The sequence below is a fragment of the Peribacillus sp. NPDC101480 genome (genome assembly GCF_050277335.1).
Lineage (GTDB): Bacteria > Bacillota > Bacilli > Bacillales > DSM-1321 > Peribacillus.
Genome location: NZ_JBNNSB010000005.1, coordinates 256143 through 272103, shown reverse-complemented (window position 1 = coordinate 272103; position 15961 = coordinate 256143). Strand labels below are relative to the sequence as shown.

The following is a 15961-nucleotide window of genomic DNA, read 5'->3' as shown; positions in this document are numbered from 1 at the left end:
AATTGCACTACAAAAAACCCACAATATGATGAGGAGACGAAAAAATGAATAAAAAAGCAATAATTTCATCAGCTATACTACTTGGGATAACGTTGGCAATAACAGGATGTAACACAAACGCACAAGAAAATAAAAGCGCTCAGAAGCAGGAACAAACTGCAAAACAGAGTAAACAAGAAAAAAAGTTAACCGCAGGAGAGGAAATGACTAAAATTCTTACTAGCACGAATTGGCAAGGAACAAAAGTTTATGATAAAAATAATAATGACTTAACAAAGGAGAATGCAAGCTTCATTGGTCTAGCTAAATATGATGATGAAGCATCGAGATATGAATTTTTTGATAAAAATACTAAAAAAAGTCGAGGTGATAAAGGAACTTTCTTTATCACGAATGGGAAGATTAGAGTGTTAATTTCAGAATCAATGGGTTACCAAGCCGTTGTTGAAATAACTGAACTGAATAAGGATATGTTTACTTATAAAAGAATGGGCAAAGATGCAAAAGGTAACGAAGTAGAAGTGTTTGTCGATCATATTCCCTATACTGAAACAGAACTTTCCTTTACTGATCCAGACAAAAATTTGGAAACTTATACAGGAGATGTAGTTACAGACGTTGATGGAGACAAAATTTTATCAAGCACCACATGGAAAGGTACAGTGGCATTGGATGAAAAGGGAAATGATGTATCAAGCTATAACTCGAATTATTTAGGTCTGGCAAAATATGATGATAAAACAAATAAGTATGAATTTTTTGATGCTAAAACCGGTGAAAGCCGTGGTGATTACGGCTATTACGATGTTGTTCATGGAAATAAGATTAGAGCCCATGTTTCACAAGGGGAAAATAAGTATGGTGCAGTTCTTGAACTTACGGAGCTTAATGAAAATAAATTCACTTATAAACGAATCGGTAAAGATAAAGAGGGCAAAGATATAACGATAACAGTTGAACATATACCTTATGAAGGTGATTTGAAGCTAAAATCAACTAAGTAAATAAAAAAGGGATTTTGCATTAATAGCAAAATCCCTTTCTTGATATAGTAATAAAATGTAGTTCAATTTTTTTACGCGTTAAACTGTTCAACAGATGTTTCCAGGTCATTAGCGAGCCTTACCATCGAAGAGGTGGAGAAGGAGATGTCCACCATGGATTTCGCTTGTTGATCGGTTGATTGGGCAACTTGCTTTGAAGCCACTGCCGTTTCCCTTGTTAACCCTGCAAAATCTTCTATCGAAGCATTGATTTCTTGAGAACTTGCTGCCATTTGCTCTGTAATGGCGGATATTTCTTGAATCTGGTCACTAACATGCTCAAAGGATTTTATGGTCTGTTTAAATGTTTCTCTTGTATTCAGGACAAATTTTGTCCCTTCCTCTACCTCTTTAGTACCGGTTTCCATCATTTTCACTGATTCATTTATGATGGATTTAAAATGAAGTAGGGACTCTTGTATATTGATTGCAGATTCCTTGGTGCCTACTGCCAATTTCCGTACTTCGTTCGATACCACCGCAAAACCTTTACCCTGTTCACCGGCTCTAGCAGCTTCAATGGCCGCATTTAATGACAGCAGGTTGGTTTGCTCGGCAATTCCCGTAATTAAATGTACAATATTCACAATTTCATTTGCTTGTTCGTCCAATTTCTTTATTTCTGAACTTGTTTGCAGCATAACATCTTTTACTTGCAGAATTTGATTTGAGAGTTCATTTATATCTTTATTTCCGATGGACATTCTAGCTGAAACATGATTTGTCTGTTCGCTGACTTCAGAAGAAGCTTCGGCAATTTTTTGTATCCCTATGGTCATTTCCTCGATGACCCTTGATGATTCTTCACTTCTGTGCAATTGTACTTCCGCAGCCCCTGCAACTTGCTGAATGCCTTTAACGATATGTTGTGTGGAAGTATCCATTTCTTTGATTTTGTGTTCGATATCACTTGATGATTCCAATATCTGGTATGAAGAGTTTTTCATGGAGTTGACAATAATGGTTGTATTGGTGATCATTTCTTCAAAGGATTTCACTAAAACCTTTATTTCGTCGTTTCCTTTAACCCTTGTGCTGCTAATCAGTTTATTGGCTGATAATAAATTTCCATTTGAGATTTCCTTTGCAGCCATGCTGACCTTGAGAAGGGGGCTTAACTTTCTAGTCAAGAACCATATTAATGCACCTACAACGATTGCCATTAAGATTACATTGATTATTATCATCAGGGGAAGGATGCCACCCAGTACCTTGCCGGTCGTAGCATCGACTTTACTGGCATCAATATCCACCCCTAGTATTCCAATGACCTCGTCCCCTTTCTTTATGGGAACAAAAACGGATAAATAGTCACCATATTCAGGATCATGAACGATGGAAGTGGTAGAAACCTTTCCCTTCATGACGCTTTCTACATCCTGATATGAAGTTACGGTTGTGGGGGTTGAAATGGGAGATGCTTTTTTATCTTCCTTACCCATTCCATCTATAAGAATATGGACTTTTTCGCTACTTTCGTCAATCCCCAATGTATAGACATATAATGCTCCAGTTTTTTGTTTATAATCGTCTAACTGTTCGCGTATCTCCCAATATGTAGAGGTTTCGGATTGATTACTTAAAAAATCGGCATAATATGTTGGATTTATTCCTTGAGCGATGTTGCTTGCGATGTCTAAGCTGCTCATAGCGATTGTTTTCTCAACCGTATCATTTGTACTTTTATACATCAATAGTAAACTTCCAATTAATGTAATGACCATGCCTGTTAAAAGAACAAAACCTATTTTCGTACTGAGTTTATTCATCTTTGTTTATTCCTTCCCCGTGTTATATATTAACCATGTTTTATATATCGGTAATAATTGAATATATTTAATGAGCCTTTAAAAGCTTCGGGTAGAGTTTTTTTCCCTTTAGTCTTTAACCTGTTGGAAAGAGGTTCATATTGAAATGATCTCAATATAAATAATGGATTGTAACTTTTCAAAAGAGAAAAAAGTATAAATCTTTAAAAAAGGAAAATAACTTCTGTATGAAAGACACGGGTTAAAATATACAAACGGTTACCACTTTGATGAAGCGCAAGGTCAAACAAGAAAAAATTCTTAAAGACAGTTTTTTCAGAAGGAAAAACAAAATTCCAAACTTAAAAGCCCAATTAAAAGGAGAGGAATGTATTTTAAGGGAAACCTTATAGTTATGTTCAATTCTCTATTCTATAAATATTTTAGTATAGAAAAAATTCATCTTTCCCATTCTGATTCTATAAATCTTGACTGAAAAGGATATGATTAATAAATGTTGATTCTCTAAATATTAATTAGTGAAAAATAGAGGATTTGTTAAATTGTTATAAAATTCAAAAAATGGTTTGACATTAGTAAAATTGGAAGCTTATAATCAACGTAAGATTTCAAATTTTAAAACCGAGTTTTATAATGTAGAACAGATTAACATTCTTGTTATTAAAAGTAATTGCTTAAAATGTCATGAATCAACTTGAAACGCAACTAGAAGTTAAGTGTTTTCCTTACTCCGAATAAAACAAAAACGGAGTTTTATAATATAAAACAATTTAACTTTGGCTTATACAAGGGTGAGGAGAAGTTCTTAAAATCAGTCATTAATGATAACGCTTACAAAAAACTTTTGGGAGGGTTTTTATTGAAAAAAAGAATGCCTTTTGTATTCTCCACAAGCTTAACTCTTGCAGCAGCTTTACTTTTATCAGGATGTGGTGGAGGTGAGGGAGAAAAAGCCAGTGGATCTGGCGTTGAAAAGAAAACGATAAAAGTGGCGAATTATTTTGCTGAAAATCACCCTCAAAACATTGCCTTGAGAGAAAAATTTGAAAAAATAGTAGAAAAAGAGAGTAATGGAGAACTAGAGGTTCGGATTTATGCGAACAGTACTTTAGGTGCAGAAAAAGAATTTTATGACGGCGTCAGAAACGGAACGATTGAAATGGGTGTTCCAGGACTAATTATGCAGTCGGACATTCCGAAAATGGGTGTTCCGGAATGGCCCTTCCTATTTCGGGATTACGATCATGTAAAGAAGGTATTGAATGGACCTATCGGAGAAGAATTGACAGAAGAGCTTGATCCAAAGCATGGAGTGACACCGCTCGCATGGAGTGCAAATGGATTTAGGATGTTTTCGAGTAATCGTCCAATTAAGAGTATGAAAGATTTTGAAGGACTTCGACTCAGAATGCCGAACATTCCGAATTACATAAAACTAGGTGAATCATTGGGGGCAAATGTTAGTCCATTACCAATTTCAGAAGTTTTTACCGCACTTGAACAAAAGGTAGTGGATGCTCAAGATAATCCCATTGCCACGTTGAGATCCTCGGGGTGGAATGAAGTTCAAAGTGATGTACTAGAATCCAAGCATATGTTCAGCCCCAATATTTACATTATCAATAGCAAATTCTATAAAGGGCTGACGAAGGAGCAACAAACCATCATTCAAAAAGCAGCAAAAGAGTCGGCAGCATATGAGTTTGATTTGATGGAAAAAAGTTATGAAGATGACAAAGCATATCTTAAGGATAATGGAATCAAATTCACTAAGCCTGACGAAGATTTTGCACAAAAAATGTTAAAAGCATCTCAACCTGTTTATGATGAAGTTTTTGAGGAAAATGACTGGGCGGAAGAGCTTGTAGGAAAAATAAAAGCAGAATGAAGCAGGCGCTATAGATAGGAAGGGGGAGATGTATAGGTGAATAAAATTTCCAAAACCCTAGAAAATTCGTTGAACATTATTATGGCGGCAGCTTTAGCAATTATGGTCGTACTCGTGTTTGGTAATGTAGTACTTCGTTATTTCTTTAATTCAGGGATTACTTGGTCAGAAGAAATGTCAAGGTATCTCTTTATTTGGTTGACGTTCCTCGGCGCCATCGGAGCTTTCAAAAACAAAGAACACTTAGGTGTCGACATGGTCATCAAACGGCTCCCGAATAAGATGAAAAAAGTGGTTCTTGTTATTAGTGATTTGATGATGTTATTCGTTCTTCTCCTGATCCTGGATGGCAGCTGGAAAATGACATTGATAAACATAGATAGTACTGCACCAGCCACAGGCATGCCACTGGCATTTGTATATGGGACAGGTATTCTTGTGAGTGTTTCAATGGGCAGCATGATCATTTTCAATTTGTATCGGATTTTCTTCAATAAAATTAAAGACGAAGAATTGGTGATGATAAGTGAGTCAGAAGAGCTAATTTCTCTCCATACTGATGAATTTGCTTCAGATATTAGGATTGTCAAGGAGGAGAAACAGGGATGATAGGTGTATTTGTCGGATCTTTACTGGGAGCCATGGGACTTGGAATACCTATTGCCTTTGCCTTACTTGTGAGTAGTGTAGTGTTAATGTATTTCCTTGGTATTTTTGATAGTCAAATAATCGCACAAAATCTAATCAGTGGCGCTGATAACTTCCCTCTAATGGCCATACCGTTCTTTATGCTTGCAGGAGAGGCGATGAATAGGGGCGGATTATCACGGCGTATCGTTGAGATGGCAATGAACTTGGTTGGCCATATCAAGGGAGGCCTTGGCTATGTTGCGATCATTGCGAGTGTGTTGTTTGCAAGTTTATCAGGATCTGCCGTTGCCGATACAGCAGCGCTTGGGGCTATATTAATTCCAATGATGGTGAAGTCAGGGTATGATGTGAACCGGTCAAGTGGGTTGATTGCATCCGGTGGTATCATTGCCCCGATCATTCCGCCAAGTATTGGCTTTATCATTTTCGGTGTCGCAAGTGGAGTGTCCATTACAAAGCTGTTTATGGCAGGAATCGTTCCTGGTATTTTACTAGCGGTTGGACTAACGGTTACCTGGGCCATTGTTGCACGAAAAGATAAAGTCGCCGTTAACCCGCGAGCTTCAACAAAAGAGATTCTTACTTCTCTTCGTCAAGGAGTTTGGGCTCTATTCCTGCCCATCATTATCATTGGTGGATTGAAATTCGGTTTATTCACACCGACTGAAGCGGCAGTGGTGGCTGCAGTCTACGCCATATTTGTCGGTCTTGTAATTTATCGAGAAATGAAAATGAAAGATTTGTATGAGGTCTTTGTTCATGCAGGAAAAATGACGAGTGTTGTCATGTTTCTGGTCGCCGCGGCACTCGTGTCATCCTGGCTGATAACGGTAGCCGATTTACCTGGTCAGGTGATTGGATTGCTGGAGCCATTTATGGATCATCCATTCCTTCTATTAATAATGATAAACTTATTGGTCATCGTAGTTGGAACTGCTATGGATATGACGCCGACAATCCTTATTCTAACACCTGTATTAATGCCATTGGTGGTCGCTGCAGGTATTGATCCAGTTTACTTTGGTGTCCTGTTTATCCTGAATAACGCCATAGGTTTACTTACACCACCGGTCGGAACCGTATTAAATGTCATGTGCGGCATAAGCAAGATCAGTATGGAAGATATCATGAAGGGGATTTGGCCTTTCTTGCTCGTGGAAGTAATTGTATTGATCTTGTTGATTCTTTTCCCTTCCTTAGTGCTGGTTCCTCTAGGATGGTTTACCTCCTAACGGAATTAAACTAGTAATTCGGTTTGTATGCTGATATTCATCTTAATTAATAGGAGGAAAATGATAATGAATAATCTGTTCAAGCGTTTGGCGGTGGGGGTTTTACTGCCAGCCGTATTGCTATTAAGTGCTTGCGGAAACCAAAATGAAAGCGCTTCAGCTGACGGTATTCAAAAAAGAACAATCAAAGCAGGAATCGGGAATAGTAAAATGCATCCACAAGGGCAAGGAATGGAGAAATTTAAAGAACTGGTTGAAGAAAAAAGCGGGGGAAAAATGAAGGTCCAAAACTTTTTTGATGCCACCCTCGGGGATGATCAGAAAATGACAGAAGCACTTCAAGGTGGTTTACAGGAAGTAACTGTTCCTTCAACCTCTCCACTTGTGGGAATGATTAAGGAATTTGGAATTTATGACTTCCCGTTTGTCTTTAATAATGAAGAAGAAGCTTATTCCGTACTTGATGGTGCAATAGGCAAAAAACTTTTGGATAAATTACCGGAACATGATTTAGTAGGTCTGGGATATTGGGAAAATGGTTTCCGAAACTTGACCAACAGTAAACACCCTGTTAAAACGGTTGAGGATTTCAAAGGCCTTAAAATTCGTACCATGCAAAATGAAGTGCATTTAGATGCTTTTTCAAAGTTGGGTGCTAATCCATCGCCGATGGCCTTCTCTGAAGTATTTACTGCACTGGAAACCGGCACTGTTGATGGGCAGGAGAACCCACTCGCAACAATTCAAACGCAAAAATATAATGAAGTGCAAGACTACTTAAGTCTTACAAATCATGTTTATACACCATTTGTATTCCTTGTAAGTAAAAAGTTCTGGGACGACCTATCAGAAGAAGAGCAAAAAATCATGAGTGAGGCCGCACAAGAGGCTGGAAAGTATCAACGGGAGGTTAACCAAAAAGAAAATGAAAAGGCACTTAAGTATCTAAAAGAAGAAGGAATGAAAATCAATGAAGTAGAGCCGGAAGAAATGGAAAAAATGAAGAAAGCCATCCAACCAGTGACGGACGAATATGCTCAAAAATTCGGGCCGGATCTTGTAGAGGAAATGATGAGCGAAGTTGAAAAAGTACGCGGTAAATAATCCAGACTGTTTGGAGGATAGAAAATGGATATTATCTCTGAACTTTTACGTGAAATCCAATTACCGAAAATGGTCAAAGTGAGGCAGAAATTTCTTGCACCTCATATAGCTGATGTAGCTGGTGAGGTGAAGAAGGCGATAAAAGAAGCAGGTGTCTTATCAAGAATAAATGAAGATGACAGGGTGGCAATTGCAGTAGGAAGCAGAGGGGTGGCGGACCTTCCTACTCTTGTAAGAGAAACGGTGGCTGCCGTTAAGGAGGCTGGCGGAAATCCTTTTATAGTCCCTGCAATGGGAAGCCATGGGGGTGCTACAGCGGAGGGACAAATTGATGTGTTGCTTCAACTGGGTATTTCAGAAGAATCGGTTGGAGCGTCAATACTTTCATCAATGGAAGTTATTAAACTGGATGAATTGCCAAATGGGCTCCCTGTCTATATTGATAAGCTTGCATATGAATCAGATAAAATCATTGTCATTAATCGGATAAAACCACATACGGCATTTCGTGGACCGGTTGAAAGCGGACTAATGAAAATGATTACAATCGGTTTAGGCAAGCAAAAGGGAGCCGAAGCTGCACATGCATATAGCTTTAAGTATATGGCGGAACATGTCCCTGAAATGGCAAAAATTTCTTTAGCGAAAGCTCCTATCATATTTGGTCTTGCGACTATTGAAAATGCCTATGATAAACCAGCGAAAATCGTCGCAGTCCCAGCAGAGGAACTGGAGGAAGTGGAACCGGGACTATTGCTTGAAGCAAAATCATTGATGCCAAAAATCCATTTCGATTCGATTGACGTACTTATTGTAAATGAACTCGGAAAGGATATTTCAGGGGATGGAATGGATCCGAATATTACGGGTAACTTCGCCACTCCATATGCTACCGGTGGGCCAGAGGTTAAACGGACCGTTGTACTTGGACTTACTGAAAAAACTCACGGTAATGCAAACGGCATCGGCATGGCTGATATGACGACGAAGGCCGTCATGAATGAAATCGAATGGGAAAAAGGCTATGCCAATGCACTCACAAGCACAGTGACAGATGTAGTAAAGCTCCCGATGTGTTTAGATACGCAGGAATTAGCTGTTAAAGCTGCTATCAAAACGTGCAATGCCTTCAATTTGAATAAAGTGAGAGTCGTAAGAATAAAAAACACGCTTGAAATCGGTGAAATTTGGATTTCTGAAAGCATGATGGAAGAAGCTTTAAAAAACAAAAATTTAGAAATCCTGTCAGAACCAGAAGAATTGGCACTAGATTAAAAACCTTGGTTAATATTTTTAGAGAATGGAAGAATTCAGTTGAAATCAGAAAAGGAGTGCTGAAATGACACACCTATATCCACTAATTGATAACGGGATAAACCCTTACCGCGATAATGTACAGGGAAAAGCAAATGAACCCATTACGGTTGCAGGTTTGTTGGACCGTTCGAAGCTGACGCTTGGCTCCACATATGAAGGGGGCAAGCCTGATTGGACGCTTGAAGAAATTTATATGCGGTTAGAGAGGAATGCCCCGCGTATCGCAATAATCGGTGGTTCGTCCGATCATCCGGCCCATATAATGGATTACCAAACGTCAGCACGGGCAGCAATCCGCATTTGGCAAAACGGCGGTGTGCCGTTTCATTTCTCGACACCGGTGATGTGTGATGGCACTGCGCAAAACAATCAAGGAATGAGTTACTCTCTCCAGAGCCGAAACGCGGTTGCACAAATGGTTGTCAACCAGCTAGAAGCTCACAGTTATCATGGTGCATTCGTCATTCAAGGGTGTGATAAGCAGCCTCTTGGTGTTGTAAGTGCACTCGCACATGTTGATCGTGTTCGCCGAAACCGTGGTGAAGCACCCTTTTTCGCAACATTCGCACCTGCTCACGTATTGGAAGGCGGTTCGATTCCAGCTGACGTGATTGAAGAATTGGAAACTCTTGCAAAAAAAGCGGAAAGTAAAGGAGCTACTGATGTAGCCGTTGATTTACGGGATACGATGGCATATATATTGCAATGTTCATCGAATACTGCATTTCAGGGTGTATTTGAACGGGCCTATGAACGAGGAATATTGACGAAGGAACAGCATAAATACTTTGAAATGAGACTTGCTGTCGCAACATGTGACGGGCAGGGAGGTGTATGTGCCTTTAATGGTACGGGGAATAGTTCACGTCATTTAGTGGCAGGCATGGGTCTCGTTCATCCAGCCGTGGAGCTGTTGACCGATCCACCAACACAACGTCAGATTAACTCGGTGCTTGATAGCTTTGCCGGCATGATAAACGAAGAGCGCTACGGCGTGGCCAACATTGTCGCTGCGAACATAAAAAATGCAATCCGTATTCACAGCGCTTCGGGTGGTTCTACTAACTTAATGATGCATATTGTCGCAGGCATGCTCTATGCAGGATTCAAATTCAGTTTATGGGACCTTGACCGCATTCATCATTCACATCCAATTCCTGACTTATTTGATTACAGTTTGACAGAAGGAAGGGACATTTATTCACTTGCGATGCAGTGTTGCAGCGGGAAAAGCAGAGGAATGGAAACACTTTTTCATGAACTTATTGAGAATGGTGTACCAATGGATCAGGATGCGCCGACTGTCGCAGCAAAAACCTGGAAAGAACGACTTTCGATCACAAGTAGTCTAAAAGCGGTTAATGTAAAGGAAAATCAGGTCATTTTATCCAATCCACGCCGTGGATTCAGCGGTGTTGATGTATTAAAAGGAAACTTCTTTGAAAGCGCCGTTGTAAAAATCAGCGGTATGCCGACACCACAGCTTGACCAATTCGATGATAAGCTTGCATTTGTCCTTTATTACGAAAATGAAGATGATGCAAATAAAAGCCTGCTCGATTCAAATCTGCTTTCAAAAATTAAAGAGCAAAAGCTTTTCGAACATAATCTATTGCTAGAATCTCTTAAATACAACAATGAGCCGGAATGGTCTCTTCTAAAAACCGCTACCTATGGGGAGCTATTTGACAGGATGGTTGAAGCAGGCACATTGAAAATTGCGGTTATTATCTCAGGGCAGGGGCCAGTGGCATTCGGAATGCCTGAAATGTTTACACCAATGCAACACATCAATGCAAATCGTGTTATGAAAAAAATCGCTACAATCATTAGCGATGGCCGCTATTCAGGAGTCACATATGGTGCTGCCATAGGACATATGACACCGGAAGCGTATGAAGGTGGCGGCATTGGTTTACTTAAATCAGGGGATGTAATTCACCTTCAGCTTCGTGATCGACGGATTGATTTTGTAGATTCTACTCAACTTCATACTGGAAAGGTTATTCATGATTTTGCGGATCATTTTAAAGAAGAAAGACAATCATTGGCAGCTGAACGCAAGCAGCGGATGAAAGTTAGACAAAAAATGGTTGCGGCTAGCAACAGGATGTTTGGACATACAGATGCAGCAAATGGTGTTGTTCCAATCGCTGTCATTGAGGATGCGGTGCTTGATTATGAACAAGATATTATAATCCAGGAAAAAAAAGTAGAAATAAAGTGAGGTATGCTCGTCGTAAATCCGATAAGATAAAGGTAGACAGAATGATAAAAGGAGTGAGGAACGATGCCTATCATCCAATCGGTGGAGCGTGCCTTGAAAATATTGGATTTATTTGATGAGCGTGAGCGTGAACTAACTATAACAGAGATAAGCAAACGAATGAATTTACATAAAAGTACGGTTCATTCACTATTAAAAACCTTACAGGAGCATCACTATATTTCACAAGGCGAAGAAAATGGAAAATACTCGCTAGGATTAAAGCTATTGGAGAGGGGAAGCGTTGTCGTGACCCATCTCGATTTGCGCAATGTAGCAAGAAAACATCTTGAATGGCTTTCAGCAACAACGAATTTGACGCTGCACCTTGTCATATTAGACGGGCAGGAAGGTGTCTATGTCGATAAAGTGGAGGGCACTGGGGTAACGGTCCTCTATTCACGTATTGGCCGGCGTGTTCCGATTCATACGAGTGCAGTTGGCAAATCTCTTGTTGCAACCAAAACGGATAGTGAACTGGATTTACTCTTGGACGGCTATGATTATACAGGACCGACCGATAGATCGATTAGATCCAAGGACCAATTTTTAGCGGAAATCGAAAAAGCACGCATTAATGGATATTCAATGGATAATGAAGAAAACGAACCGGGCATTTTCTGTCTGGCAGTACCGATAAAAGATTATTCAGGCAAGGTAATCGCTGCAATGAGTGTATCGATGCCTGCTTCTAAAGTAAATGAAGAAACACATGAGTATTATGTACGTCTCTTAAAGGAATGCAGCAGTAAAATTTCGCAGGAGCTCGGCTATGAATATCAAAAAATATAAATGAGGCCTGCCAATTAGGAGGAACTAGAAAATGAGAATTATTCGCTATGTAAAAGAAAGTAAAAAACAACTTGCTGCCGTGACAAACGAAAACAATGTGGTGGACCTTCCATTTACGGATTTTATGTCGTTGATTACAACGGCACGTCATGATAACAGAACAGCGTTTGATATTGTAAAACAAATTGCCGCCGAAGGGGAACTGCAGCCACTGGAAGGTCTTCAATTAACAACTCCTATCGACGCACCTGAAGTATGGGCATCTGGCGTTACCTATAAAAAAAGCAAGGAAGCACGTAACTACGAAGCTACGCAAGGAAAGCTGGACCGCCAAACATTCTATGACAAAGTTTATGATGCAGTGCGTCCTGAGATTTTCTTTAAATCGACTGCAGCAAGAACTGTGGGCCCGAATGATCCGGTATACTTGCGTTCAGATTCAAAATGGCAAATTCCTGAGCCGGAGCTTGGTCTGGTCATCGATAAAGAGGGAACGGTACTCGGATATATCGCGGGTAATGACATGAGCTGCCGAGATATTGAAGGTGAAAATCCGCTTTATCTTCCACAGGCAAAGGTATGGAAAAATTCTTGCTCAATTGGACCGGCAATATTGTTAAAAGAGGCTGTTACGGATCCATATGAGCTTAAAATCATGTGCCGTATTTATCGAAATGAAGAAAAAGTATTTGAAGGTGAAGCGAAAGTAAACCAACTGAAACGAAAATTGGAAGAGCTTGTCGACTATTTAGTCTTAGATAATACTGTTTTTGACGGATCAGTGCTACTTACAGGTACATGCGTGGTTCCGCCAAATGAATTTACATTGAAAGGCGATGACCGAATTGAAATCGAAATACCAGGAATTGGAGTATTGAACAACCCGGTTATCCAAAGTAAAGCAGTTCAAACAATTTAAGGGGTGACAAAATGAGCGAATATAAAACACTTTACTTAAGTGCGAAAGATAGTGTAGCTGTCGCTTTATCCGAAATCCCTGAAAACACATCAGTAGTTGTGAAGAAAGGCATGGAAGAACTTGTCGTATCCATTCTTGAACCGATTCGTTTTGGACATAAGTTCGCAGTCAAAGCCATCGAACAAGGAGCGGACATAATTAAATATGGGGAAGTCATAGGTGCAGCCTCAGCTTTTATTCCCGCTGGTGCACATGTTCATGTACACAATTTAGAAGGAAAGAGGGGAAGGGGTGACAAAATTGCTGAATGAAAAAATGCAGTTTTGGGGCTACCGCCGTCCTGATGGCCGCGTCGGTGTCCGGAATCACGTACTGATTTTGCCAACGATAACATGCGCAACACAAACAGCGCAGCGAGTAACAGAGCTGGTGAGCGGAACCGTCACATTCATTCATCAGCATGGCTGTGCGCAAGTGGGCTCTGATTATGATCAAACGGCCCGAACCTATGCGGGAATGGGCATGAATCCAAATGTATATGGTGTCATAGTACTCGGACTTGGCTGTGAAACACATCAGGCGCACCGTATTGGAGATGAAATTGCCAAAAGCGGTAAACCAGTGGAAACGGTATCGATTCAGGAACATGGCGGCACTCTTCAAACCATTGCCGAAGTAGCTAAAATTGCGGTCAAAATGGTCCAGGATGCCTCGATGGTGCAGCGGGAATTATGTGATTTTAGCGAGCTGATTGTCGGCACAGAATGCGGTGGGTCGGATGCATGCTCCGGCTTATCGGCTAACCCCGCAGTCGGACGTACAAGCGATTTGGTTGTTCAGCAGGGGGGAACTGCAATATTAGCGGAAACGACTGAACTCATCGGTGCAGAGCATTTGATCGCTAACCGGGCGGCAAACGACCAGGTAGCCAAAAAAGCTTATGCGGTTATTAAAATGATGGAAGACCGCTCGATTCAAATGGGCGTAGATATCCGCACCGGAAATCCGAGTCCGGGAAACATTGAGGGAGGTCTCAGCTCACTCGAGGAAAAATCACTGGGGGCAGCGACAAAATCAGGCACTACCAGACTGGAAGAGGTCATTGATTATGCCCAGGTGCCCACAAAAAAAGGGCTCGTATGGATGGATACGCCTGGCCATGACATCGAGCAATTGACGGGAATGGTCGCAGGCGGTGCCCAAATCGTTCTCTTTACAAGTGGAAGAGGCACGCCGACTGGTTCTCCTATTTCACCCGTCATAAAAATCTCGACTAATACACCAATGTTTGACAGGATGAATGAAAATATGGATTTAAATGCTGGTACGATCGTCGATGGTTTAGAAACCGTTGATGAAGTGGGCAGGCGCATCATGGAAGAAATTCAACATGTTTCTAACGGAAAACTAACAAAAGCTGAGATATTAAAGCAGCATGACTTTGGTATATGGAGAATTGGACCGACATTCTAAAACGAAAAAGGAGCTAAAGACTATGATATCAACTACATTTGCAACGAAAACATATAAAAATTTCATTAATAATGAGTGGATGAATGCATCTTCTGGAAATACAATCGAAAGCATTAATCCTGCGGACAAAGAACCGGTTGGTTATGTTCAAAGCTCAACGGTAGATGACTTGAACAAAGCTGTAGCTTCTGCGCATAAAGCAAAGAGGGATTGGCGCAGGATCGGGCAGTCTGCACGTGGACAAATCCTTTTCAAAACGGCCAATATATTGGAAGAAAATCTAGATGAAATTGCCGAAACGATGACGCGCGAAATGGGGAAAACGTTACCTGAAGCAAAAGGTGAAACGGCACGGGGGGTTGCAATTCTGCGTTACTATGCTGGGGAAGGGATGCGGAAAGACGGCGATGTTATTCCATCATCCGATAAAGATGCCCTAATGTTTACGAAACGCAGCCCACTTGGTGTTGTCGGGATAATCACGCCATGGAACTTCCCGGTTGCAATTCCCATCTGGAAAATGGCTCCTGCTCTTGTATATGGCAACTCAATCGTATGGAAACCGGCTACGGAGGGAGCCGTTACTGCAGCGAAAGTGATGGAATGCTTCACAAAAGCAGGCTTCCCAGAGGGCGTAGTGAACTTCATTACCGGTAAGGGGTCGATCATCGGTCAAGGACTCATAGATCATCCGCTTTTAAATGCGATCACATTTACCGGTTCTGAAAGTGTCGGTCAGAGCGTCGCAAAATCAGCTTCCGCACGCGGCATAAAATATCAGCTTGAAATGGGTGGCAAGAACCCAGTCATCGTAACGAAAGATGCAAACATCGACCAAGCTGTCGAGGCGGTCATCAGCGGTGGATTTCGTTCTTCCGGCCAGAAATGCACAGCTTCAAGTCGTGTAGTCGTTGAATCATCCGTCTATGATGAATTCAAACAAAAACTGGTAAAGGAAGCAGCGGAAATTACAGTAGGCAACGGTCTTCAAGAGGGTATTTGGATGGGTCCATGTGCAAGCGAAAGCCAGTTCAAAACGGTCACAGAGTACATTGAAAAAGGCAAGCAGGAAGGCGCAAAACTTATACATGGCGGGGAGATATTAACTGGCGGAGACTATGATAGGGGCTTTTTCATCACACCAGCGATTTTTGAAGACGTGACGTCCGAAATGGAGATTGCACAGGCAGAAATTTTTGGACCAGTTATCGCACTTATGAAAGCAACCGATCTTGTCGAAGCGATTGACTTGGCAAATAATACGAAGTATGGATTGAGTGCATCAATCTTCACATCAAATATTAGCTCAATTTTGGAGTTCATTGATGAAATTGAAGCAGGTCTTGTCCGCATTAACGCAGAAAGCGCGGGCGTAGAGTTGCAAGCCCCATTCGGAGGCATGAAGGCATCAAGCACGGGTTCGCGAGAGCAAGGTGAAGCGGCGAAAGAATTTTATACAGCCATAAAAACGGTTTTTATTAAAGGTTCTTAACAAGTGCAAGGGAGG

13 protein-coding genes are annotated in these 15961 nt (G+C 40.9%); 12 read left to right on the top strand and 1 reads right to left on the bottom strand.

What is annotated here, in order from left to right; translation table 11 throughout:
• The first annotated feature begins 44 nt into the window (after window positions 1-44).
• On the top strand, window positions 45-1004 hold the full coding sequence (locus tag ACQKMF_RS18390; protein ID WP_427574378.1) for a DUF4822 domain-containing protein: 960 nt from the start codon (window positions 45-47) through the stop codon (window positions 1002-1004).
• A gap of 71 nt (window positions 1005-1075) precedes the next feature.
• Here ACQKMF_RS18390 and ACQKMF_RS18385 read toward each other — a convergent pair whose 3' ends face one another.
• Window positions 1076-2812, bottom strand: a complete 1737-nt coding sequence (locus ACQKMF_RS18385) for a methyl-accepting chemotaxis protein (protein ID WP_402937262.1) — start codon at window positions 2810-2812, stop codon at window positions 1076-1078.
• An 859-nt stretch (window positions 2813-3671) separates the two neighbouring features.
• Here ACQKMF_RS18385 and ACQKMF_RS18380 point away from each other — a divergent pair.
• The 11 genes from ACQKMF_RS18380 to gucD all read left to right on the top strand — a co-directional run bounded on the left by ACQKMF_RS18380 (window position 3672) and on the right by gucD (window position 15946).
• Window positions 3672-4700: a TRAP transporter substrate-binding protein gene (locus tag ACQKMF_RS18380; protein ID WP_402937260.1), complete on the top strand. Its 1029-nt coding sequence runs from the start codon at window positions 3672-3674 to the stop codon at window positions 4698-4700.
• A gap of 36 nt (window positions 4701-4736) precedes the next feature.
• Complete coding sequence (locus ACQKMF_RS18375; protein WP_397314886.1) at window positions 4737-5309, top strand: TRAP transporter small permease; 573 nt, start codon at window positions 4737-4739, stop codon at window positions 5307-5309.
• Window positions 5306-6583, top strand: a complete 1278-nt coding sequence (locus ACQKMF_RS18370; RefSeq protein WP_101225474.1) for a TRAP transporter large permease — start codon at window positions 5306-5308, stop codon at window positions 6581-6583. The genes ACQKMF_RS18375 and ACQKMF_RS18370 overlap by 4 nt, the downstream gene beginning before the upstream one ends.
• 60 nt (window positions 6584-6643) lie before the next feature.
• Window positions 6644-7687 carry a TRAP transporter substrate-binding protein gene (locus ACQKMF_RS18365; RefSeq protein WP_230175860.1) on the top strand — a complete coding sequence of 348 codons (1044 nt, stop codon included), beginning with the start codon at window positions 6644-6646 and terminating at the stop codon, window positions 7685-7687.
• A gap of 24 nt (window positions 7688-7711) precedes the next feature.
• Complete coding sequence (locus ACQKMF_RS18360) at window positions 7712-8962, top strand: lactate racemase domain-containing protein (RefSeq protein ID WP_402937256.1); 1251 nt, start codon at window positions 7712-7714, stop codon at window positions 8960-8962.
• Window positions 8963-9026: 64 nt separating this feature from the next.
• Window positions 9027-11231 carry a dihydroxy-acid dehydratase gene (locus ACQKMF_RS18355; protein ID WP_402937254.1) on the top strand — a complete coding sequence of 735 codons (2205 nt, stop codon included), beginning with the start codon at window positions 9027-9029 and terminating at the stop codon, window positions 11229-11231.
• A 63-nt stretch (window positions 11232-11294) separates the two neighbouring features.
• The gene (locus ACQKMF_RS18350; protein ID WP_101225470.1) at window positions 11295-12062 is read left to right on the top strand and encodes an IclR family transcriptional regulator; all 768 of its coding nucleotides are present in this window, start codon (window positions 11295-11297) and stop codon (window positions 12060-12062) included.
• A 31-nt stretch (window positions 12063-12093) separates the two neighbouring features.
• Entirely contained in the window at window positions 12094-12981 is an 888-nt protein-coding gene (locus ACQKMF_RS18345; RefSeq protein WP_101225469.1) for a fumarylacetoacetate hydrolase family protein, read from the top strand.
• An 11-nt stretch (window positions 12982-12992) separates the two neighbouring features.
• On the top strand, window positions 12993-13292 hold the full coding sequence (locus tag ACQKMF_RS18340) for a UxaA family hydrolase (RefSeq protein ID WP_230175863.1): 300 nt from the start codon (window positions 12993-12995) through the stop codon (window positions 13290-13292).
• Between the two features lie 4 nt (window positions 13293-13296).
• Entirely contained in the window at window positions 13297-14454 is a 1158-nt protein-coding gene (locus ACQKMF_RS18335; protein ID WP_402940054.1) for a UxaA family hydrolase, read from the top strand.
• A 22-nt stretch (window positions 14455-14476) separates the two neighbouring features.
• A complete protein-coding gene (gene gucD, locus ACQKMF_RS18330) occupies window positions 14477-15946 on the top strand; it encodes an alpha-ketoglutaric semialdehyde dehydrogenase GucD (RefSeq protein WP_427574373.1) in 1470 nt (489 codons plus the stop codon).
• Window positions 15947-15961 lie beyond the last annotated feature (15 nt).